The sequence below is a fragment of the Sphingomonas sp. 3-13AW genome, from assembly GCF_049311085.1.
GTDB lineage: Bacteria > Pseudomonadota > Alphaproteobacteria > Sphingomonadales > Sphingomonadaceae > Sphingomonas.
This window is the reverse complement of record NZ_JASNVZ010000015.1, coordinates 38778-64699: the sequence shown is the minus strand read 5'-3', so window position 1 is coordinate 64699 and position 25922 is coordinate 38778. Positions and strand designations below refer to the sequence as shown.

22 protein-coding genes and 2 tRNA genes are annotated in these 25922 nt (G+C 67.0%); 13 read left to right on the top strand and 11 right to left on the bottom strand.

Annotation, left to right across the window (positions count from 1 at the left end):
* Nucleotides 1–97: 97 nt before the first annotated feature.
* Nucleotides 98–174, bottom strand: a tRNA-Pro gene (locus tag QP045_RS15070).
* A gap of 161 nt (nt 175–335) precedes the next feature.
* Here QP045_RS15070 and lepA point away from each other — a divergent pair.
* Nucleotides 336–2144: a translation elongation factor 4 gene (lepA, locus tag QP045_RS15065; RefSeq protein ID WP_422515812.1), complete on the top strand. Its 1809-nt coding sequence runs from the start codon at nt 336–338 to the stop codon at nt 2142–2144.
* Nucleotides 2145–2253: 109 nt separating this feature from the next.
* Here the strand turns inward: lepA and clpA are convergent, their stop codons facing one another.
* The gene (gene clpA, locus QP045_RS15060) at nt 2254–4566 is read right to left on the bottom strand and encodes an ATP-dependent Clp protease ATP-binding subunit ClpA (protein WP_422515811.1); all 2313 of its coding nucleotides are present in this window, start codon (nt 4564–4566) and stop codon (nt 2254–2256) included.
* Nucleotides 4567–4699: 133 nt separating this feature from the next.
* Nucleotides 4700–4897 carry a DUF1192 domain-containing protein gene (locus tag QP045_RS15055; RefSeq protein ID WP_422515810.1) on the bottom strand — a complete coding sequence of 66 codons (198 nt, stop codon included), beginning with the start codon at nt 4895–4897 and terminating at the stop codon, nt 4700–4702.
* A 73-nt stretch (nt 4898–4970) separates the two neighbouring features.
* On the opposite strand from QP045_RS15055, the gene QP045_RS15050 reads away from it, so the two are divergent.
* Nucleotides 4971–5990, top strand: coding sequence for an NAD(P)H-quinone oxidoreductase (locus QP045_RS15050; RefSeq protein WP_422515809.1), 1020 nt, complete (start codon nt 4971–4973; stop codon nt 5988–5990).
* A 33-nt stretch (nt 5991–6023) separates the two neighbouring features.
* Here the strand turns inward: QP045_RS15050 and QP045_RS15045 are convergent, their stop codons facing one another.
* Nucleotides 6024–7220, bottom strand: a complete 1197-nt coding sequence (locus QP045_RS15045) for a threonine ammonia-lyase (protein WP_422515808.1) — start codon at nt 7218–7220, stop codon at nt 6024–6026.
* Between the two features lie 195 nt (nt 7221–7415).
* Here QP045_RS15045 and QP045_RS15040 point away from each other — a divergent pair, with 195 nt between their 5' ends.
* From QP045_RS15040 to QP045_RS15015, 6 genes are all read left to right on the top strand, one after another.
* Complete coding sequence (locus QP045_RS15040; protein WP_422515807.1) at nt 7416–8033, top strand: OB-fold-containig protein; 618 nt, start codon at nt 7416–7418, stop codon at nt 8031–8033.
* Nucleotides 8034–8068: 35 nt separating this feature from the next.
* Nucleotides 8069–9742: a flotillin family protein gene (locus QP045_RS15035; protein ID WP_422515831.1), complete on the top strand. Its 1674-nt coding sequence runs from the start codon at nt 8069–8071 to the stop codon at nt 9740–9742.
* A 66-nt stretch (nt 9743–9808) separates the two neighbouring features.
* A complete protein-coding gene (locus QP045_RS15030) occupies nt 9809–11581 on the top strand; it encodes a putative bifunctional diguanylate cyclase/phosphodiesterase (RefSeq protein WP_422515806.1) in 1773 nt (590 codons plus the stop codon).
* Nucleotides 11582–11721: 140 nt separating this feature from the next.
* A complete protein-coding gene (locus tag QP045_RS15025) occupies nt 11722–12399 on the top strand; it encodes a DUF1013 domain-containing protein (RefSeq protein WP_422515805.1) in 678 nt (225 codons plus the stop codon).
* Between the two features lie 125 nt (nt 12400–12524).
* Nucleotides 12525–13403, top strand: a complete 879-nt coding sequence (locus tag QP045_RS15020; RefSeq protein ID WP_422515804.1) for a dienelactone hydrolase family protein — start codon at nt 12525–12527, stop codon at nt 13401–13403.
* A 42-nt stretch (nt 13404–13445) separates the two neighbouring features.
* Nucleotides 13446–14072 carry a glutathione S-transferase family protein gene (locus QP045_RS15015; protein WP_422515803.1) on the top strand — a complete coding sequence of 209 codons (627 nt, stop codon included), beginning with the start codon at nt 13446–13448 and terminating at the stop codon, nt 14070–14072.
* A 13-nt stretch (nt 14073–14085) separates the two neighbouring features.
* On the opposite strand, the gene QP045_RS15010 is transcribed toward QP045_RS15015, so the two are convergent.
* From QP045_RS15010 to QP045_RS15000, 3 genes are all read right to left on the bottom strand, one after another.
* On the bottom strand, nt 14086–14310 hold the full coding sequence (locus tag QP045_RS15010) for a DUF1289 domain-containing protein (RefSeq protein ID WP_422515802.1): 225 nt from the start codon (nt 14308–14310) through the stop codon (nt 14086–14088).
* A gap of 11 nt (nt 14311–14321) precedes the next feature.
* Nucleotides 14322–15749, bottom strand: a complete 1428-nt coding sequence (locus QP045_RS15005; RefSeq protein WP_422515801.1) for a DEAD/DEAH box helicase — start codon at nt 15747–15749, stop codon at nt 14322–14324.
* Nucleotides 15750–15836: 87 nt separating this feature from the next.
* Nucleotides 15837–16304 (bottom strand): hypothetical protein, encoded by a 468-nt coding sequence (locus tag QP045_RS15000; RefSeq protein ID WP_422515800.1) that lies wholly within the window; start codon nt 16302–16304, stop codon nt 15837–15839.
* A 78-nt stretch (nt 16305–16382) separates the two neighbouring features.
* Between QP045_RS15000 and QP045_RS14995 the strand changes: the two genes are divergently transcribed.
* Both QP045_RS14995 and QP045_RS14990 read left to right on the top strand, forming a co-directional pair.
* Entirely contained in the window at nt 16383–17828 is a 1446-nt protein-coding gene (locus tag QP045_RS14995; RefSeq protein WP_422515799.1) for an FAD-binding oxidoreductase, read from the top strand.
* Between the two features lie 30 nt (nt 17829–17858).
* Complete coding sequence (locus tag QP045_RS14990) at nt 17859–18629, top strand: SapC family protein (RefSeq protein WP_422515798.1); 771 nt, start codon at nt 17859–17861, stop codon at nt 18627–18629.
* A 278-nt stretch (nt 18630–18907) separates the two neighbouring features.
* Here the strand turns inward: QP045_RS14990 and QP045_RS14985 are convergent, their stop codons facing one another.
* Nucleotides 18908–19750 carry an N-formylglutamate amidohydrolase gene (locus QP045_RS14985; protein WP_422515797.1) on the bottom strand — a complete coding sequence of 281 codons (843 nt, stop codon included), beginning with the start codon at nt 19748–19750 and terminating at the stop codon, nt 18908–18910.
* A 96-nt stretch (nt 19751–19846) separates the two neighbouring features.
* Between QP045_RS14985 and cpdR the strand changes: the two genes are divergently transcribed.
* Both cpdR and QP045_RS14975 read left to right on the top strand, forming a co-directional pair.
* Nucleotides 19847–20224 carry a cell cycle two-component system response regulator CpdR gene (gene cpdR / locus QP045_RS14980; RefSeq protein WP_422515796.1) on the top strand — a complete coding sequence of 126 codons (378 nt, stop codon included), beginning with the start codon at nt 19847–19849 and terminating at the stop codon, nt 20222–20224.
* A 74-nt stretch (nt 20225–20298) separates the two neighbouring features.
* A tRNA-Val gene (locus QP045_RS14975) sits at nt 20299–20373 on the top strand.
* A gap of 78 nt (nt 20374–20451) precedes the next feature.
* Here QP045_RS14975 and QP045_RS14970 read toward each other — a convergent pair.
* The 3 genes from QP045_RS14970 to QP045_RS14960 all read right to left on the bottom strand — a co-directional run bounded on the left by QP045_RS14970 (nt 20452) and on the right by QP045_RS14960 (nt 25585).
* Entirely contained in the window at nt 20452–21453 is a 1002-nt protein-coding gene (locus QP045_RS14970; protein ID WP_422515795.1) for a nuclease, read from the bottom strand.
* A gap of 71 nt (nt 21454–21524) precedes the next feature.
* Nucleotides 21525–24029 carry a TonB-dependent receptor gene (locus tag QP045_RS14965; protein ID WP_422515794.1) on the bottom strand — a complete coding sequence of 835 codons (2505 nt, stop codon included), beginning with the start codon at nt 24027–24029 and terminating at the stop codon, nt 21525–21527.
* 146 nt (nt 24030–24175) lie between these two features.
* Nucleotides 24176–25585, bottom strand: coding sequence for a L,D-transpeptidase family protein (locus QP045_RS14960; RefSeq protein ID WP_422515793.1), 1410 nt, complete (start codon nt 25583–25585; stop codon nt 24176–24178).
* 163 nt (nt 25586–25748) lie between these two features.
* On the opposite strand from QP045_RS14960, the gene QP045_RS14955 reads away from it, so the two are divergent.
* Nucleotides 25749–25922: a hypothetical protein gene (locus QP045_RS14955; protein WP_422515792.1), complete on the top strand. Its 174-nt coding sequence runs from the start codon at nt 25749–25751 to the stop codon at nt 25920–25922.

The following is a 25922-nucleotide window of genomic DNA, read 5'->3' as shown; positions in this document are numbered from 1 at the left end:
CAATGCTGCAGCGCCCAAAAGTGCCGCACGGCTGCATCCGCGCTTCCGGATCAGGCCGGTGCCCCGAGGGGCAATTCTCTCAATTTGCGGGAGAAATTGGTCGGGGAAAGAGGATTCGAACCTCCGGCCCCTGCGTCCCGAACACAGTGCTCTACCAGGCTGAGCTATTCCCCGACCGGTGCCGCCCAGTCGCTGACCGGGTGGCAGGCGGCGGCTTATATCAGCGTTTTTCGGGGTTACAAGCGTCTCTTTTACGCTTTTCTGAGGCGCGGAATGCGGTTGCCCGCGCGCGCCCCCTTCGCATCGGCGCGGCCGGGTGCTAACCGCGCGGGATCATGGCGACAGAACTCAGCAAGATCCGCAATTTTTCGATCATCGCGCACATCGATCATGGGAAATCGACGCTTGCGGACCGGCTGATCCAGCGCACCGGGGGCCTCTCCGAGCGCGAGATGTCAGCGCAGGTGCTCGATAACATGGATATCGAGAAGGAGCGCGGCATCACCATCAAGGCGCAGACCGTGCGCCTGGAATGGAAGGGCCATGTCCTCAACCTGATGGACACGCCGGGCCACGTCGACTTCGCCTATGAGGTCTCGCGCAGCCTGGCCGCGTGCGAAGGCGCGCTGCTGGTGGTGGATGCCGCCCAGGGCGTCGAGGCGCAGACGCTCGCCAACGTCTATCAGTCGATCGAGCACGACCACGAGATCATTCCGGTCATCAACAAGATTGACCTGCCCGCCGCCGAGCCGGAGCGGGTGAAGGCCGAGATCGAGGACCTGATCGGCCTCGACACCACCCATGCGGTGCTCGCGTCTGCAAAGTCGGGCATCGGGATCGAGGAAATCCTCGACACCGTGGTCGAGCGCATCCCGTCGCCCAAGGGGGATGCCGATGCGCCGCTCAAGGCGATGCTCGTCGACAGCTGGTACGACCCGTATCTGGGCGTCGTCATCCTGGTCCGCGTGATCGACGGCACGCTCAAGAAGGGCCAGCAGATCAAGTTCATGAACGCGGGCACCGTCCATCTGGTGGACCGCGTGGGCTGTTTCCGGCCCAAGATCGAGCAGCTGGCGGACCTTGGCCCGGGCGAGATCGGCTTCATCACCGCGCAGATCAAGGAAGTCGCGCAGACCGCGGTCGGCGATACCATCACCGACGCCAAGCGTCCGGCAGCCGAGCCTGTGCCGGGGTTCAAGGAAGTCCAGCCGGTGGTCTTCTGCGGGCTGTTCCCGGTCGACGCCAACGATTTCGAGAAGCTGCGCGAATCGATCAGCAAGCTGCGGCTCAACGACGCGAGCTTCAGCTTCGAGATGGAGACCTCGGCAGCGCTGGGCTTTGGCTTTCGCTGCGGCTTCCTGGGGCTGCTCCACCTGGAGATCATCCAGGAGCGGTTGACCCGCGAATATGACCTCGACCTGATCACGACCGCGCCGTCGGTGGTGTACGAGATCGAGCTGACGCACCCCGACCCGTCGGGCGTCACCAAGATCGACCTGCACAATCCGGCGGACATGCCGGAACCCAACAAGATCGCAAAGATCAGCGAGCCGTGGATCGAGGCGACGATCTATGTGCCGGACGAATATCTCGGCTCGATCCTGAAGCTGTGCCAGGACCGGCGCGGCATCCAGAAGAACCTGACCTATGTCAGCGGACGTGCGCAGGCGACCTATGAGTTGCCGCTGAACGAAGTGGTGTTCGACTTCTACGACCGGCTGAAGTCGCTGTCGAAGGGCTATGCCAGCTTCGACTATCAGCAGATCGGCTATCGCGAGGGCGACCTCGTCAAGATGAGCATCCTCGTCAACGAGGAGCCGGTCGATGCGCTCAGCATGATCGTCCATCGCGGCACCGCCGAGGTTCGGGGTCGCGGCATGGTCGAGCGGCTGAAGGAACTGATCCCGCGCCACCTGTTCAAGATCCCGATCCAGGCGGCGATCGGCGGCAAGGTGATCGCGCGCGAGACGATCAGTGCTATGCGCAAGGACGTGACCGCGAAATGCTATGGCGGCGACGCCAGCCGCAAGCGCAAGCTTCTCGACAAGCAGAAGAAGGGCAAGGCCAAGATGCGCGAGTACGGCTCGGTCAGTATCCCGCAGGAAGCTTTCATCGCCGCGCTGCGGATGGGCGACGAGCAGTAAGAATGCGAGGCGGCGCCGACCGGTGCCGCCGTTCCATAGGTGGAGTGGTTAGCGCCCGCCGATGCAGGCAAAAAGAAAGGCCCCGGTCCTGTGACCGGGGCCTTTGTTGTTACGCCTTTGCGGGCGCGCGGGTCTTGCCGCCCTTCTTGGGCTTGCGCGGTGCGGCGGGCGTCACCTCAAAGGCGAGCGCGCCGTCCTTGAGCTTCACCGACACCTCGCCCCCGTGGACGAGCTTGCCGAACAGCAACTCCTCGGCAAGCGGCTGCTTGATCTTCTCCTGGATCAGGCGGCCCATCGGGCGCGCGCCATAGAGCTTGTCATAGCCGCGCTCGGTCAGCCAAGCCTTCGCACCCTCGTCCAGGTGGATGTGGACGTTGCGATCGGCGAGCTGGAGTTCGAGCTGGAGAATGAACTTCTCCACCACCCGCTCGACCACTTCGGGCGGAAGATATCCGAACGGCACGATCGCATCGAGTCGGTTGCGGAATTCGGGGGTGAAGAGCTTCTTCACCGCCTCTTCCTGCACGTCCTCGCGGCTGATTTCGCCGAAGCCGATCGACTCCTTGGCCATGTCCGACGCGCCGGCGTTGGTCGTCATGATCAGGATGGTGTTCCTGAAATCGACGGTCTTGCCGTGGTGGTCGGTGAGCTTGCCGTTGTCCATCACCTGCAACAGGATGTTGAACAGGTCCGGATGCGCCTTCTCGATCTCGTCGAGCAGCAGCACCGAATGCGGGTTCTGGTCGACCGCATCGGTCAACAGGCCGCCCTGATCATAGCCGACATAGCCCGGGGGGGCGCCGATCAGCCGGCTGACCGAATGGCGCTCCATATATTCCGACATGTCGAACCGCTGGAGCGGAATGCCCAGGATCTCGGCAAGCTGGCGTGCAACCTCGGTCTTACCGACGCCGGTGGGGCCGGAGAACAGATAGTTGCCGATCGGCTTGTCGGGATCGCGCAGGCCCGCACGGCTGAGCTTGATCGCCGACGACAGCACGCCGATCGCCGCGTCCTGGCCGAACACCACCCGCTTCAGGTCGGTGTCGAGGTTGGCGAGCACCCGGGTATCGTCGGTCGAGACCGACTTTGCCGGGATGCGCGCCATGGTGGCGATCACCGCCTCCACTTCCCGCGTGGTGATGGTTTTCTTGCGCTTGCTGGGCGCCACCAGCATCTGCATCGCGCCGACCTCGTCGATCACGTCGATCGCCTTGTCCGGCAGCTTGCGGTCGTTGATGTAGCGCGCCGAAAGCTCCACCGCCGACTTGATCGCGTCGGGGGTGTACTTGACCGAGTGGTGCCCCTCGAACGCGGTCCGCAGGCCGGTCAGGATCTTGATCGTGTCCTCGACCGACGGCTCGTTGACGTCGATCTTCTGGAACCGGCGCAGCAGCGCGCGATCCTTTTCGAAGTGGTTGCGGAACTCCTTGTAGGTCGTCGAGCCGATGCAGCGGATCGCGCCGCCCGACAGCGCCGGCTTCAGGAGGTTCGATGCATCCATCGCCCCGCCGGAGGTCGCACCCGCGCCGATCACCGTATGGATCTCGTCGATGAACAGGATCGCGTGCGGCAGCTTCTCCAGCTCGTTCACGACCTGCTTGAGCCGTTCCTCGAAGTCGCCGCGATAGCGGGTGCCCGCAAGCAGCGCGCCCATGTCGAGCGAGTAGATGACCGCGGGCAGCAGCACCTCGGGCACGTCGCCCTCGATGATCTTGCGCGCGAGCCCCTCGGCGATGGCAGTCTTGCCGACGCCGGGATCGCCCACATAGAGCGGGTTGTTCTTGGAGCGGCGGCACAGGATCTGCACCGTACGATCGACCTCGGCAGCGCGGCCGATCAGCGGATCGACCTTGCCGTTGCGGGCCTTCTCGTTGAGGTCGACGCAGAATTGCTTCAGCGCGCTCTCCCCCTTGCCCTTGGGATCGGCCTTTGGCTTCTCCTCCTCGGCGCCCTTCACTTCGCGGGCCTCGGACGGCGAACCGCCCTTGCCCACGCCATGGCTGATAAAGCTGACCGCATCGAGCCTGCTCATGTCCTGCTGCTGGAGGAAGTAGACGGCGTAGCTTTCCCGTTCGGAAAACAGCGCAACGAGTACGTTGGCGCCGGTCACTTCGTCGCGGCCGGAGGATTGGACGTGAAGGATCGCGCGCTGGACGACGCGCTGGAAGCCCGAGGTGGGCGAGGGATCGGTAGCCGAATCGACCTTGAGCGCGTCGAGCTCGGTGTCGAGATATTGCGCGACGGTCGCCTTGAGCTCGCCCAAGTCGACGCCGCAGGCGCCCATTACCTTGGACGCATGTTCGTCTTCGACGAGCGCGAACAGCAGGTGTTCGAGCGTCGCATATTCGTGCCGGCGGGTAGACGCCGCCTCGAGCGCCTTGTGCAGCGTGGTTTCGAGGGCGGAGGCAAAGGATGGCATCAGATGGGTACTCCAACCGGGCCGGCGAGCGTGCGCCGACCGTTTGCATCTATGTCGGAACGCAAGGGGCCCGCATCAAGCGGTAGCCGGCACCGGCGTTCCAGCAACGTTCCCGCGACCGCCGCCCCTGCGGTCACTTTCGGAAGAGCGCGTCGGCGCTTGCCCGCTGACTTGTCGCGCGTTCCGCGTGATTCCGGCACCGGACGATCTCCGCCTCGAGCGCGGCGATGCGGGCGTGAAGCTCTGCGACCGACAAGGGGTCCAGGTCCTCGCGTGCCAGCTGCGCCAGCAAGTCGTCCTTGCGACGCGGCAGAAAATCCTCGGCGTCCATAGGCACAGCGTTGACCCTCCTTTGTGCGATGTCAATAACGCGAAACCACGCGCGGGGGCGCAAAGGGAGCCACATGTCGATGAACCTTCCCGAGACTCTGCCCACGACGATGACCGCGATCGACCCCGAGGCGCCGGGCGGCCCCGAAGTGCTGGTGCCGGTCTCGCGCCCCGTGCCGCGGCCGGGGGAGGGAGAGCTGCTGATCAAGGTGGCGGCAGCGGGGGTGAACCGGCCCGACCTGATCCAGCGCAGCGGCAACTATCCGCCGCCGCCCGGCGCGCCGTCGATCCCGGGGCTGGAGATCGCGGGCACGGTCGTCGCGCTGGGCGAGGGCGTCGACCCGGCGTTGCTGGGCGCCCGCGTCTGTGCGCTGCTGGGCGGGGGCGGATATGCCGAATATGCGGTCGCACCCGCGGGCCAGTGCCTGCCGGTCCCGGACGGCCTGTCGATGGAAGAGGCGGCAGCGCTGCCGGAAGCGCTGTTCACCGTGTGGACCAACCTGTTCGAGCGTGCCTATGTCCAGGCGGGCGACACGGTGCTGGTCCATGGCGGCACCAGCGGCATCGGCACCATGGCGATCAGCCTGTGCGTGCTGTTCGGCGTCAACATCATCGTGACGGTCGGCTCGGACGACAAGGCCAGCGCCGCGCTTACGCATGGCGCGACTCATGCGATCAACTACAAGACCGAGGACTTCGTCGAGCGGGTGAAGGCGATCACCGGCGGCGCGGGCGTGGCCGCGGTGCTCGACATGGTCGGCGGCGACTATGTGCCCGGCAACCTCAAATGCCTGGCCGACGACGGGCGGCACGTGTCGATCGCCGTCCAGCGCGGGGCAGAGGCGACGATCCCGATCTGGCAGGTCATGCGCCGCCGGCTGACGCTCACCGGATCGACGCTGCGCCCGCGCGATGCCGAGTTCAAGGCGTTGGTCGCGGACGAGATCGCGCGCCTCGTCTGGCCGTTCGTCGAAGAGGGCAAGCTGCGCCCGCTGATGGACCGCAGCTTCCCCCTCGCACAGGCGGCCGAGGCGCACCGCCGGATGGAGGCGGGCGACCATGTCGGCAAGATCGTGCTGACGGTCGGCGACTGAACCGCCGGCGAGCAAGGTCGCCGGCGGAACGCCCTAGAGCCGCGTCACCGCATAATGTTCCTGGAGCGCAGCGACCACGGCATCGCTGTGGGTGGCGTCGCGTGCCTCGAACATCACTTCCAGCCGCGCCGCCTGGACGCTGGGGGAGGTGAAGAGGCGATGGTGCGACACCTCGATGATGTTGGCGCCGGCCGCGCCGATCCGGGTCGAGATCTCGCCCAGCACGCCCGGACGATCCGGGATGTCGAGGATCAGGCGCATCAGCCGCCCGTCGCGCACCATCACCCGCTGGAGCACGTTGGCGAGCGCGCGATTGTCGATGTTGGCGCCGCACACCGGCACGCCGACCTTGCGACCGCGGAACAGCTCAGGATGGGCGAGAAGCGCCGCCACGCCGGCTGCGCCCGCGCCCTCTGCGACGATCTTGGCTTCCTCGGCCAGCAGGGCGATGGCGCTCTCGATCGCGCGTTCGGGGACGGTCAGGACCTGCTTGACCAGTTCGCGCACGATCTCCAGCGGCTTGCGCCCGACGTCGCGCACCGCAATGCCCTCCGCCACGGTAGCGCCGCCGACGCTGACGGGCATGCCCGCCAGTTCCTGCGCCATGGCGGAATAGCTCTCCACCTCGACACCATAGGTGAGGATGGGGCGGCCGGCGCCTTGCGCCGCCAGCGCGGAGCCCGCGACCAGCCCGCCGCCGCCGACCGGGATCGCGAGCGTATCGAGCTCGGGCACGTCCTCGATCAATTCCAGGGCGAGCGTGCCCTGACCCGCAATCACCGCGTCGTCGTCATAGGGATGGACGAACACCAGGCCCTGGGTTTCCGACAGGTGGCAAGCGTGCGCCGCCGCCTCGGCCAGGGTGGTGCCGTGCAGCACGACCTCCGCACCCCAGCGCGCCGTGCGCGTGACCTTGGTGGAGGGAGTGAAGGCGGGCATCACGATGACGGCGCGAATGCCGAGCAGCGCGGCATGGCGCGCGACAGCCTGGGCATGGTTGCCGGCCGACATGGCGACGACGCCGGCGGCGCGTTCCTGCTCTGACAGCAGCGCCAGCCGATTGGCGGCGCCGCGTTCCTTGAACGCACCGGTGACCTGCAGCGAATCCAGCTTCAGCCAGACGTCCGCGCCGGTAATCCGGCTGATCGCATCGCTGTGCACCACGGGGGTGCGGATCACCTTGCCGGCGATCCGGGTAGCGGCTGCGTGGACGTCCTGGGAAGTGATCACGTACGGCCCTCTTTGTTGGTGCCTCGTCGGCGGCGCCCGTGCGCCGCGCCTGCCTACAACCACCAAAGCGGCCTTCCGACAAGGAAAAGCAGCACCTTTTGAAGTCGACCCGGCGGCCCCGGACAGGTTCCTGCGATTCCGCTAGAGTGCGCATCGAAGCACCCCTAAGCTCTCCATCGAATCGGGGAGGGGGAGTTGCTGGAATTTCTGGGCCTGCCGCAGAACATCGCTTTTACAGCGGCGCTGGTTCTGATGCTGCTGATCGGGCTGGTGCAGTTGATCGGCTTTGGCGTCGACTTGGATGCCGACGGCGACCTTCATGCCGATACTGGCGGCGACCTGCTTTCCTGGCTCGGCGTCGGGCGCGTGCCGTTGCTGATGCTGCTGGTGGTGTTCCTGGGGCTGTTCGGCTCGATCGGATTGCTGGCCGAGCAGATAGCGCTCGACTGGACCGGCCAGCTGCTGAGCGGCTGGATCGCGGCACCCGCGGCCGGGCTGGCGGCACTCCCCCTGACGGGCGCTGCCGCCCGGGTTCTCGCGCGCGTCATGCCGCAGGATCACACCACCGCCATCGAGCTTGAGGAGCTGGTCGGGCGCTTTGCCCGGATCGTGATCGGCCGTGCCGCACCCGGTGCGCCGGCACGCGCGCGCGTCGAGGATCGCCATGGCCAGCTCCATTACGTGATGGTTGAGCCCGACAACCCCGGACAGATTTTCGAAGAGGGCGAGCAGGTGCTGCTCGTCCGCCGCCAGCAGGACCTGTTTCGCGCCATTTCCCGCGGCGACCACAAACTGCCGCAGCTAGGAGCCTGACGATGAATACCGACGTGGTTGTGCACCAGTCCGGAATGTTGACCACCGTCGGCATCGTGGCAGGTGCCGGGCTGTTGCTGCTGCTGGTGATCGGCCTGCTGATCGCCAAGCTCTACAAGCGCGCATCGAAGGAGATCGGCTTCGTTCGGACCGGTGCCGGTGGCGAAAAGGTCGTGATCAACGGCGGCGCGCTGGTGCTGCCGGTGTTTCACGAGACCATGCCCGTCAACATGAATACGGTGCGGCTGGCGGTGGAGCGCAAGAACAGCGACGCGCTCATCACGCTCGACCGGCTGCGCATCGATGTGAAAGCCGAGTTCTACGTCCGGGTGAAGCCCGATGCCCAGTCGATCGCGATCGCGGCCCAGACGCTCGGCATGCGCACCATGCACCCGGACGCGCTGAAGGAGCTGGTCGAGGGCAAGTTCGTCGACGCGCTCCGCTCGGTCGCCGCCGGAATGACGATGGCGCAGCTTCACGAGCAGCGCAGCGACTTTGTGCAAAAGGTGCAGCAGGTTTCCTCCGCCGACCTCGCCATGAACGGGCTCGAGCTGGAGAGCGTGTCGCTGACCGGCCTCGACCAGACCTCGATCGAGCATTTCAACGCCAACAACGCCTTTGATGCCGAGGGTCTGACCAAGCTCACCGAGCAGATCGAGCTGCGCAAGAAGGCGCGCAACGACATCGAGCAGGACACGCGCGTCCAGATCGAGACCAAGAATCTGGAGGCTGCGCGCCAATCCTTCCTGTTGGGCCGCGACACGGAGTTCGCACGGCTGGAGCAGGAGCGCGAGCTGGAGGTGCGTCGCGCCGAGCAGACGGCCGAGATCGCCCGCGAGCAGGCCGCCCGCCAGCGTGAGGCCGACGCCGCCCGCATCGACGCCAAGCGCCAGATCGACGCGCAGCAGATCGAGGCGGATCGCGCGATCAAGGAAGCACGCATCGCGCAGGAGCAGGCGCTCGAACTCGCCCGCCAGGAGCAGCAGATCGCGATCCAGAACAAGAGCCGCGACGAAAGCCAGGCCAAGGCGGAGGCCGACAAGGCGCGTGCCGAGGCGGTCGCCGCCGAAGAGCAGGTGTCGACCAGCCGCGAGACCGAGATTGCCGAGCGTACCAAGCGGATCGAACTGATCGATGCCGCGCGGGAGGCGGAGCGCGCCGCCATCGGCATCCGCGTTCAGGCTGAGGCGGAGAAACAGGCAGCGGCCGACCGCGCCGAGGCGGCCCGGCTTGGCGCGGAGGGCGAGGCCGAAGCGGCCAAGCTCCGCGCCGAGGCCGATCGCGTGCGCTTCGAGGTGGAAGCGGCCGGGCAGCGGGCGGTGAACGAGGCCGCGAATCTGCTATCGTCGGCGCAGATATCGCTCCAGACCAAGCTCGCGCTGCTCAAGGTGCTGCCCGAGATGATCCGCGAGGCTGCCAAGCCGATGGAGGCGATCGACAGCATCAAGATCGTCCAGGTCGACGGGCTCACCGGCGCGGGCGGCGGGTCCGGCAGCGCGGCGTCGGGCGATGGCGGCGGGGATCGCAACCTGGCCAATTCGGCCGTGCAGGCCGCGCTCCGCTATCGCGCCCAGGCGCCGATGATCGACGGATTGATGAAGGAGCTGGGCTTCGACGGCAGTTCGTTCGACGGCATGGTCAAGGGCGCCATCGGGGAAGAGGGCGCGGATGCGCGCGAAAACAGCGTGGGGGTGAAGGCAGCCGAATAGCGTTGCCCTCGGAAGAATCCCGGGGGATTTATCAAGTCGTTAAGCCGGTTCGTGTTGTGGTGGGGCATGTCGGACACTCACGAATCGGCGCGGATCGATGCGCTGCGGCAACTCAACTTGCTGGATACTCCGGCAAGCGAGAGCTTCGACCGGATCACGCGCATGGCGAGCCAGATCTTCGACCTGCCGATCGCGGCGGTGTCGCTGACCGATCAGGATCGCCAGTGGTTCAAGTCCCGCGTCGGCGTCGCCCACCAGTCGATCCCGCGCGACCGGGCGCCCTGTGCGGCGGTGGCCGAGCAGGGGAAGCCGATGGTGGTCGAGGACCTTCGCGCCGATGCCGGGTACGCGGACAGCGTCCTTGCCGGCACCGGCGCGCGTTTCTACGCGGGCGCGCCGCTGATCACGCGAGAGGGCTATGGCCTGGGCGCGCTCTGCGTGATCGGCACTGAGCCCCGGACGGTAACCGAGGGCGAGATGGCGGCGCTGCGGGATCTGGCCGCGATGGTCATGGCCCAGATTGAGCTGCAGCATGCGTTCGGGCGCGTCGATCCGGTCAGCGAAATGGCCAATCGTCACCAGTTCCTGGATGATCTCGCGGACCTGGGACGCGACACGCCGGGCGCGCAGCGGTTCGCCGTGCTGATCGACCTGGCCCGCACGGACCAGATCGATGACATCGTCCGGGTCCTGGGCTCGGCGCATCTCGACGAAATGGTGCGGGACGCGGCACGCAACGTCCGCTGGCTGCTGACGCGGACCGAGCTCTATCATATCGCGGCCACGCAGTTCGCCTTCCTGCTGCCGGAGACCTATAGCCAGCAGCAGTGCGTCGCAGCGGTGACCCGTAGCCTTGCGAAGCTTCGTGCGAACTCCGCCTCGCGCTTTGTTACCACCGCGGTGGTTGGCATCGCGCCCTTCATCACCGGCAGGATGGGGCCGGTGGACGTACTGCGCACGTTGCATGGCGCTGCACAGGACGCGCGCCTGCAGGAGAGTGGCGTGAGCGTTCACTCCTTCACCAGCGACGACGCGCACCAGCGCCGTTTCCGCTTGTTGCAGGATTTCGCCGCAGCATTGGAGCGGCCGGACGGCCAGCTGCGCATTGTGGTCCAGCCGCGCGTTTCCCTCGCCACCCGGCAGTGCGTTGCCGCCGAGGTGCTGCTGCGCTGGCAGCATCCTGAATTGGGTGACGTCTCGCCAGGTGAATTCGTGCCGATCGTCGAACAGTCGTCGACCGCGCGCGGGCTGACCGAATGGGTGCTCGAAGCGGCGCTGCGCCAGCTGGCGCAGTGGCAGCGGCGCGGCACCGCGGTGCCGCTGTCGATCAACGTGTCGGCGAGCAACCTGGAGGAAAGCGACTTTGCCGATCGTGTAGTCGCAGCCCTGGAACGGCATGGCATCGCGCCCGGCATGATCGAGCTGGAGGTCACCGAAAGCGTCGCCATGAAACATGCTGGTCGCGCCCTGGAACAGCTGCGCTTGCTGGACGCTGCCGGCATTGCGCTGGCGATCGATGACTTCGGCACCGGCTACAGCAGTCTCGCCTATCTCCAGCACCTGCCCGTCGGGGTCATCAAGATCGACCAGAGCTTCATCCGGGAGATGGAGGCGGGCGAGCGGGAACAGGCGCTGGTGCAGTCGATGATGGTGATGGGCCGTGCCTTCAACTGCCGCGTGGTGGCCGAAGGGATCGAGACGGAGCGGGTCGCGAACCTGCTGCGGGCGATGGGCTGTGATGAGGCGCAGGGCTATTATTTCAGCAGGCCGCTGGCGGTGGAAGCCTTTCCCGCCTGGCTGGCCGGGACGGGAGCCGTGCAACCCCGCGACGCAGCCTGACGCGCTTTCGGAGCGGAAAGCACCACGGCCTTCGCGGTTTACCGGCGGCGCGGCTTGCCTCCCTCGTCATCGCGCACTAAGTCTGTTCCGGATACGGCCACCCCGCGAGGGGTGGCCCTTATTGTTTCTGGAGAACTGCCGTGGCCCAGCCGTTGATGCCGCATGCGACCGCTTCCTGGCTGGTCGACAACACTTCGCTGTCGTTCGAGCAGATCGCCGACTTCTGCGGGCTGCACATCCTAGAGGTGCAGGCGATTGCCGATGACACCGCCGCGACCAAGCTGACCGGTCGCGATCCCGTCCGTGCGCACGAGCTGACGCAGGACGAGATCGACAAGGGGCAGGCCGATCCCGACTATCGCCTAAAGATCCAGAAGGGCCCCGAGCAGGTCCGCCGCACCAAGGGGCCGCGCTACACCCCGGTGTCGAAGCGTCAGGACAAGCCGGACGGCATCGCCTGGATCATCCGCAACCATCCGGAAATCTCGGACGGCGCGATCGGCAAGCTGATCGGCACCACCCGCACCACCATCGCCGCGATCCGCGACCGCAGCCACTGGAACATCGGCAACATCACGCCCAAGGATCCGGTGACGCTGGGCCTGTGCTCGCAGCGTGAGCTGGACGCGCTGGTGACCAAGGCGGCCAAGGCGGCCGGCATGGAAGCGCCGACCGACACGCGCCTGGAAGGCGACCGCGAGGCGCTGCTCGAGCAGCTGCGCAACGAGCGCCAGCAGGCAGCGCGCGATGCCGAGGCGCTGGCCAATGGCGAGACCGCGCAGCCGGTCCCGGCGTTCATCGACCCGTTCAAGCGCTGATCGCGCTCCCGTCGCATCCCCCCGGTCGCTGCCGGGGGGATGGCGGCGCCCGGTCGCGGACCGTGATCCGCTTCTGCTGAACCCGAAAGCCGGTTAGCCTCTCTCGTTCGAATCGGGAGAGATGCATGACCGACCTTCGCGAGCGTGCCGTCGCGCTCTATGACGCCTTTACCCATGAGCATCGGGACCGCCGCGCCTTCATGCGCGAGATGATGGCGCTGACCGGTTCGGCCGTCGCCGCCGAAGCGCTGGTGGCGGCGATCGCAGCCTCGCCCGCGGCCGCCCAGCAGGTGAAGCCGGACGATCCCCGGCTGCGCACCGAAACCGCGACCGGCGTGGAAGCGGGCAAGCCTGCCGCCGCCTATGTCGCGGTGCCCGGCGACGCCGGTGGGCGCAAGCTCGGCACCGTGCTGGTGATCCACGAAAATCGCGGGCTGACGGAGCACATCCGCGACGTGACCCGGCGTTTGGCACTGGCCGGCTTCCGCGCGGTGGCCCCCGATTTCCTGGCACCGCAGGGCGGCACCCCCGCCGACGAGGATCGTGCCCGCGAGATGATCGCGTCGACCGACATGGACCTGGCGCTCCGTCAGGCGCAGGCCGCGCTGGCGAGCGCGGCCGAGCAGCGCGACGGCTCGGGCAAGGTCGGGGCAGTCGGCTTCTGCTGGGGCGGCGCCTTCGTGAACCGGCTGGCGGTCGCGGCAGGGCCCGCGCTGACGGCGGGCGTCGCCTATTACGGGCCAGCGCCCTCACCATCAGAGGCAAGCCGGGTGCAGGCGGCGTTGATGCTGCACTATGCCGGCAAGGACCAGCGCGTGAACGCGACCGGACTTCCCTGGGCAGAGGCGCTGAACGCGGCCGGCAAACCGGTGGACGCCTATGTCTATCCGGACGTCGACCATGCGTTCAACAACGACACGTCTGTCGAGCGCTACAACGCGGCTGCCGCGAAGCTGGCATGGGATCGCACGACGCAGTTTCTGCACACGCGGCTTGACGGGTGAGGCTGAACCGTTCCTTATCTGTTCCAGATAAGGAGAACGGCGATGGCAGACGAACTGGTCCTGTACACCAACCCCATGTCGCGCGGGCGGATCGCGCGCTGGATGCTCGAAGAGGTGGGTGTCCCCTATCGCGTCGAGGTGCTCGACTATGCCAGCGGCATGAAGGACGCGCCGTACCTTTCGATCAATCCGATGGGGAAGGTGCCGGCGATCGTACACCGCGGCAAGGTCGTCACCGAATGCGCGGCGATCTGTGCCTATCTGGCAGATGCCTTTCCAGAAGCCGGGCTGGCGCCGCCGCCGGTCGAGCGCGCGGACTATTATCGCTGGATGTTCTTTGCCGCCGGCCCCGTGGAAGCGGCGGTGACCGAAAAGGCGCGCGGCATCACCGTGGACGCGGAGCAGGGGCGGATGGTCGGCTATGGCAGCTATGACCGGGTGGTCGACGTGCTTGAGCAGGCGGTCGGCCGGAACGAGTATATCGCCAGCGACCGGTTCACCGCCGCAGATGTCTATGTCGGCTCGCACGTGATGTGGGGGCTGCGGTTCGGGTCGCTGCCCGATCGGCCGGCCTTTGGTGCCTATGCCGTCCGCCTTGCCAATCGCCCCGCCTTTGCCCGGGCAGCGCAGGCTGACGACGCCCTGATCGGGGCGCCGGTCGCGGCCTGAACCCTGCGCTCGATCAGCGGGAGGTTGCCGCCAACCGCTGATCGAGCAGCGCGCAGCGTTGGGGAAGGGCGGCCGTCACGGCGTCGCGCTCCTCGGCGGTCATGGAAGTCCAGCCGGAGATTTCGGCGCTGGTGCGGCCGCAGCCGAAGCACCAGCCGCTGTCGAGGTCGAGCGTGCATACCAGCACGCACGGACTCTCGATCCCGACGGGCGCGACATATTCGATGAAGTCGTCCACGCCGGACGCCGTCAGACGGTGAGCCGGACGTCCAGGAACGCGGGGATCGGGCCGTTCCAGCCGCCGTCGTCGGGGCCCAGATCCTCCGAATGACGGCGATGCCGGGGTTCCTCGGTCCGCGGCGCGCGCTCGTCACGGCCGCGGCGCGGTGCTTCGGCGTAGACCGGCCGTTCTTCCGAAGCCCGCGCCGGTGCTTCCTCCCGCGGCGCGCGCTCCTCACGGGCAGCCCGCGGCGCACGCTCTTCCCGGCCGCGGCGCTCGCGGGTGCGCTCGGGGCGCGGTGCGCGCGCTTCGGGCTCTTCCGACGCTGCCGGCGTGGGCAGCGCGTCCAGATCGAGGACCTCGATCTTCTGGCCCGTCAGCTTCTCGATGTTGGCGATGTTCTCGGCATCATCGGGCGTGACGAAGGTATAGGCGATGCCCGTCGCACCGCCGCGGCCGGTGCGGCCGATGCGGTGGACATAATCGTCGGGATGCCAGGGCGCATCATAGTTGAACACATGGCTGACACCCTTCACGTCCAGGCCGCGCGCAGCGACGTCGGACGCGACGAGGATGTTCACATCGCCGTTCTTGAACCGCTCCAGCTCCGCGATCCGCGCGGACTGGTCCATGTCGCCATGGATCTCCGCCGAGCGGAAGCCCGCGCGCTGCAGCATTTTGTTGAGCTCGCGCACGGTGGTCTTGCGGTTGGAAAAGACGATGGCGGTCTTCACCGCCTCGGTCAGCAGCAGCCGGCGCAGCACGTCGCGCTTCTTGGCCGCCGCGACATGCACCACCCGCTGGGTGATGTTGAGGTTGGTCGACGCCGGGCGCGACACCTCGATCGTCTTGGGATTGTCGAGGAACTTGTCCGCCAGCTTCTTGATCGGCGGCGGCATGGTTGCCGAGAACAGCAGCGTCTGGCGCTGCTTGGGCAGCTTGGTACAGATTTCCTCGATGTCGGGGATGAACCCCATGTCGAGCATGCGGTCGGCTTCGTCGATGACGAGGAGGTTGCAGCCGGTCAGCAGGATCTTGCCGCGGCCGAACAGGTCCATCAGGCGGCCCGGCGTCGCGATCAGGACGTCGACGCCCTTTTCAAGCGCGGCCAGCTGGTCGCCCATCGACACGCCGCCGATCAGCAACGCCATCGAAAGCTTGTGGCCGGCGCCGTATTTCTCGAAATTCTCGGCAACCTGGGCTGCGAGCTCGCGGGTCGGCTCCAGGATCAGCGAGCGCGGCATGCGCGCCCGGCTGCGGCCCTGGGCCAGGATGTCGATCATCGGCAGCACGAAGGCGGCCGTCTTGCCCGTCCCGGTCTGGGCGATGCCGATCAGATCGCGCATCATCAACACGGACGGGATTGCGCTCGCCTGGATCGGCGTCGGCTCGGTGTAGCCCGCCTCTGTTACGGCGTGCAGCAGTTCATCGGAAAGACCGAGATCGGCAAAGTTCATGTGGTTTCCGGAAAACGGCGCCGTCGCGGCACCGGAATGCACGTGGCGCCTCGCGGATTTCGGCCGAATTGTCAAGCAGAACGCGTTTTAGCGGCTCGGAACAAGCATCCGAAACGAGGAAATCCGGCACTGTCCGCCCGATCGCGAGCGGATCGAGTCGCGGGACGCGCACATCATCCCGTCCGAGGTCGGTTTGACATAGAAGCCGGAGTAGAATGCGAGCGAAGGGCAATCGTCCTCCAGCCGCGCGCGCAGCCGCTTGCCGCCTGCCAGCATCAGGTCGACGCTGTCGGGCCGGGTGACCGACACCGCGGCCAGATTTGCCACCGGCACGCAGCGATCGGTGCGCTTCTCCACCCAGGTGATGGCGGGCAGCGCCGGCGCGGCCGAGGCAGCCGTCAGGTCCATGCGCGGTACCCGTACGATGATCCGCTGGATGCGCACCTCGGTACGTACCGTCTCGCCCTGGGGAGGACCCATGCGCTGCTGCTGCGCGCCCGTGGGGGCAGCGAGGAACAAGAGCAGAAGCGCGGGAACAGGCTTCGGAATAGGCATTTGGTACTCTTTTCGACCCAGGGGTTTTAACCCTGGATGAACTGGCGGCAAGCCTCCCGCTCATGGTAGCCGCAGGACATGACTGCCCAGACCCGCCTGATCGATGCGATCCGCAGCGCGCTTGGCGAGCGCAGCGTCACGACCGACGCCGAGCGCATCGCCCCTTTGCTGACCGACTGGCGCGGCCGGTTCCACGGCGCTGCGGACGCCATGCTGCTCCCCGCTTCCACGCAGGACGTGGCGACGATGGTGCGCCTGGCGGGGGAATATCGCGTGCCGCTGGTCCCGCAGGGAGGCAACACCTCGATGGTCGGCGGGGCAACGCCACCGGCGGACGGATCGGCATTGCTGCTGTCGACTCGCCGGCTGAACCGCATCCGCCGGCTCGATCCGGAGGCAAGGCTGGCGGTGGCAGAGGCGGGCGTGATCCTGCAGACGCTGCACGAGCGCGCGGCCGAGGTGGGATGTCGCTTTCCCCTCACGCTCGGTTCGCGCGGCACCGCGACCATCGGTGGCCTGGTCTCGACCAATGCCGGCGGCACGCAGGTGCTCCGCTGGGGCAATATGCGCCGGCTGGTGACCGGAGTGGAGGCGGTGCTGCCGGACGGCAGCGTCCACGACGGGCTGACGCCGCTGCCCAAGGACAACCGGGGCTATGACCTCGACCAGTTGATGATCGGGGCGGAAGGGACGCTGGGTATCGTTACGGCGGCGACCCTGCGGCTGGCCCCGGCGGTGCTGGCGCGCGCGGTCGCCTGGGTCGGGATCGCCGATCCGGAGGCGGGCCTCGCGCTGCTGCGCCGGATGCAGGCGGCGACCGATGCGATCGAGAGCTTCGAGATCGTCCCGGGCGACACGCTCGAGCGCGTGCTCGACTATCTGCCCGACGCGCGTGCGCCGCTGACCGGCACCCACCCGTGGCACCTGTTGATCGAGGCTGTGGCGGCCACCCCCGAGGACGAGGCACCCGATGTCCTGCTCGCACGGCTGCTCGGCGATGCGCTGGAGGCCGGCCTCGCCGCCGATGCGGTGATCGCCGCTTCCGAGGCGCAGGCGGAGGCGTTCTGGCGGCTGCGGGATTCGCTATCGGCGGCCGAGCGCGCCGCCGGGCCTGCGGTGCAGCACGACATCTCCGTGCCTGTCGACCGCATGCCGCGCTTCATGGTCGAAGCGGCGGCAGCGGCAGAGGCGCGCTTCCCCGGAACGCACGCGACCGCCTTTGGCCACCTGGGCGATGGCAACGTCCATTTCCATGTGCGGGCGCCTGCCGGAGCCGATCCGGCGCGCTGGATGGCAGAGGCCGCGCCCGGCATCACCGCCTTCGTCCACGACCTGGTGGTTGCGGCCGGCGGCTCGATTTCGGCGGAGCACGGCATCGGCCAGATGAAGCGCGACGAGCTTGCGCGACTGGGGCCACCTGCGCGGCTGGCGGCGCTGCGCGCGATCAAGCGCGGGCTCGACCCGCTGAACCTGTTCAATCCGCACAAGCTGGTGACGCTTGCGCCGGTCGACGGGGCGAAATAGACGCAAAGGCTGAGTTCCAGGAGATCAAGAATGGCCACGGCGCCGACGAACAACGGGCTTCCTCTGTTTTACAACCAGCTCGAACCGCTTTCGAGCCAGCAGCACGCCAACTACAAGATCCGCGTTGCGGACCGCGCGCCGTTCCTGGTCAACGAGCATGCCGTGCCGGTCACGGTGGAAGAATTCCCGCTGGTGCAGCGTCGCATGCCGATCGTCTTCTCGGTGGGCGAGGATCCCGTGCCGCTGGCGCTGATGGGCCTGAACGAGGGCGTCAACACCTTCATCGACGCCGAGGGCCGGCTGATCGACCCGGAAGTCTACGTCCCGGCCTATGTCCGCCGCTACCCCTATATGCTGGCGCGCCTGCGTCCCGACAGCGAGGACCTGTCGCTGTGCTTCGACCCGACCGCCGACACCATCGGTGAGTTCGAGGACGGCGAGCCGCTGTTCGACGGCACCGAGCCCAGCGAGACCACCAAGCAGATCCTGCAGTTCAACGAGCAGTTCGAGCAGGCCGGCCAGCGCACCGCGATGTTCATGAAGGAGCTCAAGGACCTGGGCCTGCTGATCGACGGCGAAGTCTCGATCCAGCCGGACGGCGCCGAGCAGCCGTTCATCTATCGCGGCTTCCAGATGGTCGACGAGAACAAGCTCAACGAGCTTCGCGGCGACCAGCTGCGCAAGATCCAGCAGAACGGCATGCTGCCGCTGCTCTATGCGCACATCTTCTCGCTGTCGCTGATGCGCGACCTGTTCGCGCGCCAGGTGCGTGCGGGCCTCACCGCGCAGCCGACGGCCTGAGGTCGGCATTCCGGCGGCCGCGCGCCGCCGGAGCTGCTATCGGAGCATGATCGAGAACGCCGTCCGCCGACCCCGGCGGGCGGCGTTTCGTCGTATGCGACATTCGATGCGTCGCAAGTGCCTGTGATGTCTTGAACCTTTGCGCCCGCCGTCTATATTCAGTGTACGCGATCTCGTGTTCCCCCCTTTCGCGGGATCGTGCGACACGCTTTCAGCGTGTCTCCTCCCTGAACCTAGGCCACCTCGTGCTTCTGCACGGGGTGGTTTTTTTATGGGCTTTACTCGGCGGCGAGGGCCGGGGGCAGGCATTCCTCCGCAACCGCGGCGATCATGCGCGAGAGCGCGGCCACGAGCGCCGGCAGGCCGACCCCCGCCTCCGTAAGGGTGGGATCGAGATAGAGGCTGCGATCGAGCTCGATCTGGACGGCATGGACGTTGCGCGCCGGGGCGCCGTGGGTGGTTGCTACATGCCCGCCGGCATAGGGCTGGTTGCGGGCGACCCGGAGCCCGGCGGCGCGCGCGGTCGCTTCCAGTGCCATCACCAGCGGCCGGGCTGCCGAACGCCCGTGCCGGTCCCCCAGTACCAGCTGCGCCGGGGACATGCCCGGCAGCGACGGCATCGAGTGGATGTCGAGCAGCACCGCGACGCCGAAGCGGGCGTGGGCGGCGGCAAGCGCGGCGGCAAGGGCGGCATGGTAGGGGCGGTGCTGCCCGACGATGCGTGCGGTCACCTCCTCGTTCGTGAGCCGGCGTTTCCAGATGTCGGCGGCACTGCTCGCGCGGCGCGGTACCAGTCCCAGCCCGCTGCGCACCCGCGCCGAAGTCTGGGCGAGAGGATCCGCGCCGGCATCGACGCGGGGATCGCGCTCCTGCTCGCCGCGATTAAGGTCGATCCAGGCGCGCGGCATCGTGGCGACGAACAGCGTGTGATGCCCCCGCGCAGCCAGCGCCACCTGGTCCACCAGCCGGTCCTCCAGCGGCAGCAGGGCCGCCACGGGGACGCGCAACAGGTCCTGCATCGCCGCGGGATAGATGCGGCCGGCATGGGGCACCGACAGCACGATCGGGGTTAGCGGTTCGGCTGGCCCGTGACGTTCATAGGGGAGGGGCAGGGCGGTCACGCGGGGATGCTAGGCCCCACATCGCCCCGGAGCAACGCGCTGGAATTACTGCAAGGCTTGGCCCATAGACCGGGCGCGCTCGGACAAGGGATACGCATGTACAGGATTTTGTTGGCCGAGGACGACCAGGTGATGCGCGAGTATCTCGCGCGTGCGCTCGAGCGATCCGGCTATCAGGTGGCGGCGGTCGACCGCGGGACCGAGGCGATCCCGTTGCTGGAAAGCGAATCGTTCGACCTGCTCCTGACCGACATTGTCATGCCCGAAATGGACGGTATCGAACTGGCCCAGCGCGCGCAGGAGATCGCGCCCGACATGCGGGTGATGTTCATCACCGGCTTTGCAGCGGTGACGCTGAAGGCCGGCAAGGCTGTCCCCCAGGCGCGCGTGCTGTCCAAGCCGTTCCATCTGCGCGACCTGGTGCGCGAAGTGGACCAGCTTTTCGCCGACGACACGGTTCCCTCGCACAGCTGAACAATTTTTCTGACATAGGCCGCTTTCGGAGCTTGCGCACCCCAGCGCACCCCGCTAGAGGCCGCACTCCCGGAGGGCGTGTAGCTCAGTGGTAGAGCACTGTGTTGACATCGCAGGGGTCGCAAGTTCAATCCTTGCCACGCCCACCACGGAAAAACCCGCCAGCGCATTCGCGTTGGCGGGTTTTTTCATTTCGGGGTTCCCGGTGGTTTCGCCGAGGTGTTGCGTCATCGCTGCGGCGGTGCGGAGCCAGTTTCGGGGTTGAAGGCAGGCGAGGCCATGTCGAGCGGGGAGGGCTGCACGCTCGCCGGTGGCGACGCGCTCTCCAGCCAGGCGCGATAGATCATGTCCCGCAGCATCGCGGCACCCGCGGCGGTGCGGGCGTAGACGAGTTCGCGTACGTCCTTGTCACTGGGGTTGCGAAAGCCGTCGCGGCGTTCGAGCTGGTAGACCGTCTCCATTCGGTCCCCGGCGTCGTCGAGAAACGCGAGCACGGCGTCGAACAGATCGCCGGTGAGGCGCGCAGGCCTGGCGATGCGGCCGGCGATGTCCTTCTTGTCGAGCGCGATCGCGTCGACGAAGTCGCTTTCGAAACGGCCGTGGATGGACCGCTCACGCGTGTAACCCTTGGGATTGTCACCGCGCCAGCCGTCGCTGTTGACCGAATCGTGCAGCGGCTGGGCCCCGTCGCCGATGTAATGACCCATCACGGCCACCTCATAGGCGCACTGCCGCTCCCGTACCCGAGCCTCCGGGCTGGCGGCGGCCTGCGCGGCGCGGAGCTGCCGCATGCACACGACCAGCCGGCCATAGCTCTCCATCGCGGCATAGGGCAGCGTGCCGGTCCAGCGCACATTGGTGCGCTGAGCGGCTTCCGGATCGCTGTCCTTGATGCGCAGGTGCTCGCGGTACAGCGCGAGCATGAATTCGTAGCGTGAGCGCGGCACGGGCTTGAGGAAGGCGAACTGCTCCCGGAACCAGCCGTGGTTGGGATCCTCCGCGATCTTGGCGAACGGCTCGGAGGCGGATCGCCAGCTGTCCGGCATGGTCGCGAGCGTCGCGATGTCGTCGGCATAGGCGCGCAGGAACTGGGGGCTGTCCGCCGGGAGCGCGTCGATGGCGGCGCGGTCGATCACCGCATGGGCGCGGTGGCCCCATGCGAGCGCCGGAGAGGAGAGCAGGGGCAGCGTGGAAAGGGTCGCGCCGAGCGCGATCAGCAGGTTTCGCATGGGGGTTCTCCGGGCGATCAGGGGTCGAGCGGGTCGACGCGCGCCGAGACGGGAGAGGGGCACGCAGGCCCTCACCACGATTTGGACACGACGAGGCGGAAGTTGCGGCCGAAGATCGGACGGCCGTAGATCGCCTCGCTGCTGCCCTGGCCGCTCAGGGAGTCGGTGCGGGTGTTGCCCTCGGTCAGGCCGTGCGCGTTGAACAGATTGTCCCCCACCAGCTGCACCTGCCAGCGATCGCGGCGCAGCGTGACGCCCGCGCCGGTTGTGCCATAGGCCGGCAGCGCCGTGTTGTTGTAGAGGTCGACGTAGCGCTTCCCCATGTAGGTGTAGCGGCCATAGACCGAGATGTCGGTCCCGCCCGTGCTGAAGTCGAAGCTCGGCCGCACGTTGCCGTAGATCTTGGGCTGGCGGACGATCTGGTTGCCTTCGACCAGTTCCGGATCGGCACCGGTCGCGCTCTGGAAGCTCTTGTACTTGGGGTCGCTGATGGTGAGCGCGCCGTTCAGTGTGAACCACGGCGTCACTGCCCAGGCGCCGTCGAACTCGACGCCCTTCACCTTGGCCTGGCCCACGAACGGCACGTTCACGTCGTTGCGGCCCGTCGTCGGATCGAACGCCAGGAACGAGGCGTTGAGCGGATCGAAGTTGGTGTAGAAGCCGGTGACATAGAGGTAGGAGCGGCCGGCGGCGAGCTTGAGCCCCAGCTCATACTGGTCGGCGACCGTCTTGATGATCGTCGGGTTGATGCTCATCACCGTCTGGACGTTGGGCGGCGTCTCCAAGTGCGACGCGCGGCCATAGACGCCGACATGGTTGTTGAAGTCGTAATTGGCACCCAGCGTCCAGTTGGTCGCGTGCGGCTTGAGCTTCTGGTTGAGGATCGCCCCGGTGAAGGCGCGCGTGGCATCGTCCGCCAGGGTGGTGCCGTCGCCCAGGTTCGCCTGCTCGGTAAGGGCGGCCCAGCCCTTGTAGCGATAGCGCTCGTGGCGGATGCCGGTGTCGAGGCGCAGGCCCGGCACGATCTCCCAGGTGTCGTTGGCGAACAACGCGAACATCTTGGCGTCGGAATCGCCCTGGTTGAGCGTGGCGGCATAGTTGAGCACGCCATTGTCGGTCACGCGGCCGAGTTCGGCACCCGTCGCCGAATAGGCGACCAGGTCCAGCGTGCGCGGCTCGCCCGCCACCTCGATCAGATAGTTCTGATAGAGCGTGCGGCTGTCTTCGCCATAGAGGCTGCCATAGACGCCAAGCTTGATGTCGTGGCTGCCGAAGCCCGTCTCGAACTTCTTGGCGACGGTCAGGTTTGCCTGGCCCGAGTAGAAGTTCGATCGGATGTCGCGGTACTGGCCCTGCATGACCAGACCCGACGCCGCGTCCGGATCATAGGCGGTGGTGGTCCCTGCCAGCACATAGCCAAAGCGGCTGACCGGGCCGAATGCGGTGGTCGCACGCCCCAGGAAGCCATTGGCGAATGTGTCCGCGTCCGCAGGATTGGTGGTCGAGTAAAAGGCGGTGAAGTTGAGCTGGCCCTGGGTGTAGCCGCCCTTGGCGGATACCAGCCAGCCGTCGAAGTCCGCTTCATACTGCGCGCCGAAATTGACCATCCGCATGTGGCGGCCGTCCGAAAGGTCGCTGGTGCGGCTCTGGATCACGCCCGCGCCGTCACGATACTTCAGGTTGACGTTGCGCAGCGCCGGCGAGTTCATCGTGCCCGTGAAATAGTCGATATACGGGTCGAGCGAGACGCCGGGGTCGCGCGGGTCGGCGATCGGGATCGGCAGATAGAAGACGTTGTGGTCGTTGACGTAGTTGAGGTTCAGCTTGATCGAGCCGTTCTCCAGATCATGCTTGATATTGGCGCGGATCTGGCCGCCCTTGTCGTTGGGAAAGCCGTTGTCGCGATAGCCGTCGTGATGCCGCAGGAAGCCGCCGATGGCGTAATAGGTATCCTTGGCGATCGGCCCGGCCTGATAGGCGTCCAGCCGGTAGAGGCCGGTATCGCCCAGGGTAAGCTGCGCCTTGCCGCGCGAGACCTCGTCCCCCGTAACCGTCAGCGCGTTGATGATCGCGCCCGAATAGCTCGCATAGACCGGCGCCGGCCCACCGCGGACCACTTCGACATGGTCGGTCATCAGATCCTGCTTGAGGATCGCATCGCCACGGAAGAAGACGCCGTCATTCTCGTGGAACAGCGGCAGGCCGTCCTGCTGGAAGCTCACGAAGCCGCCATCGTTCGGCAGGCCGCGGATGCGATAGATGTTCTGGACCTCGCCGCCGGTGATCTCGGTCTGGAACCCAGGCAGCTGCCCGATCAGGTCGGCGAAGTTGACCGGGGCGATCTTCTCGACGTCGGTCTGCGAGATGGTATTGATCGCGTAGGACGCGTCGAACCGCCGCTGGGCGCGGGTGGAGCCGGTGACGATGATCTCCTCCGGCGAAACGTCGGGGGCGGTCTGGGTGTTTTCCGCGTCCATTCCGGCGGTGGTGCGGTCGGCATCCTGGGCCCAGGCAGGCGCTGCGACGAAGCACAGCGCGGGGAGGGCGGCATAGGCAAGCGACTTGATGTTCGGCATGGTACCCCTTTGATCGACGTCGCCACTGGCGGGCGCTGGTCGGGGGTGCCGCTAAGACCAATCTATGACAGCTGCGTTACGCCACCGTAACGCATCGTGCGCGGGATGCGGGGCCGGCGCGCTCCCACGCCGGCCCCGTTTGTTGTTTACGGCCCGACGTCGACGCCTTCGGGCTTCACGCGATAATTGGTGGTGGTGCCGAGGCCGAGAGCCTGGGCGACGCGGTCGTTCCAGCCATAGGGATCGTTGCGGATCACGGGTTCTCCGGCCTCATCGAACAACACCGTCTGGTAGAGCATCCGCACCGGGATCTGGCGCGGCAGCTTGACGAAGGTCTCCTTGCCGGTCGCGCGGGCCTTGTTCCACTCGTCGGTCACGCCTTCGTCCTCGGCGAGCATTGCGGCAAAGCCGAGCGCATCCTCGACGCGCACGCAGCCGTGGCTGCGCTGGCGCTGGACTTCATTGAACAGCGGCTTGGCCGGCGTATCGTGCAGGTAGATCGCGTGATCGTTCTGCATGTCGAATTTGACCAGGCCCAGCGAATTCTTGGGACCGGACTGCTGGACGACCGAGCCGTCCTTCCACTCCATGTTGTTGCGGCGCAGATAGTCCGCGCCCTTGCTCGCGATCTCCTTCTCCTGGATCGAGCGCGGCACGGTCCAGGTCGGGTTGGCCACCAGGCGGAAGATCGGCGAGCCGAGCTGCGGCGTCTCGGTATCCGGTTCACCCACCACGACCTTGCGGCTGTTGACCAGCTTGCCGTCGCGCCAATAGCTCAGCCGTGCGGCCGCCACGTTGACGTCGATCCGCGTGCCGGGCGGGGTACGCTCCAGCCAGCGCAGCCGCTCCATGTTGACCGCAATGGCGCGCGCGCGATCGGCATCGGACAGGTTGAGGATCGCGAGCGCGTCGCTGCCGATCACACCGTCCGGCTTGATGCCATAGTCTGCCTGCATGCGCTTGACCGCGACCGCCATTGCCGGCGTGTAGCGGTTGCCGCCGGCGGCGGCGCGATCGAGATAATCGGCTGCGACCAGCTGGCTGGCGATCATCGGGATGCGCGCGTCGGTCGCACCCGGCTTCAGCGGCTCGCCCTTGTCGGGGATAGCCGGAGTTGCCGCCTGGCCCTGCTTGCGCAGCGCCACATAGGCGGCGGACAGCTTGCGGTAATTGGCGTCCTGCGGCGCGAGGCTTTCGAGCCATTCGCCAAGCTTGCCCTGCTGCAGCGCCTGCGCCAGTCCCTGCTGCAGGTCGGGGTTCGGCCGCGGAACGTTATAGACGTCGTACAGCTTGGTGGGATCGGTCGCACCGCGCGCCAGCGCCCCGGCATAGGCGAGCGCCGCCTTGGTCAGCGATGCGTCGCCCTCGGCACTGTCGGGCTCGCCCGCCACTTCGAAGTTCATCTTGTCGAGCCCATGCTCGGCGCGCTTGTTGAGCGCATCGCGCAGCTGCCCGGCGGTCGACTTGGACCATTTCGCGCCCTGCGCGCTTTCGCTGGTCTGGGTCTCGTTACCGGGTGCCGTGTTGACGTTGCAGGCTGACAGCATGAGCGACATCGCGAGCAACGATGAACCAATAAGACCGACGCGCACCCGCTTCTCCTAGCTGTTTTGCGAGGAGATAACGCCGCCGCGCCGGTTTCGCTCCGCAGCGGCTGCGGACGCGCGCGGCAACCGCGGCGCCGTTCGTCGGTTGGAGAAGCAGCAAAGGAGACGCAGCATGGCCGACCGCGACATGGGTACGCCCGACCACAATCTGTCCACCGAGCATCAAAAGACCGGGGACGCCGCCCTTCCGAGCGATACGCTCGACAAGCCGGCCGGGGAGGTACACCCGGCCAGGGACTTCGATCCCGCCGGCGACGTCGGCAAGCCGCAGCCGGGCGGGCGCTGA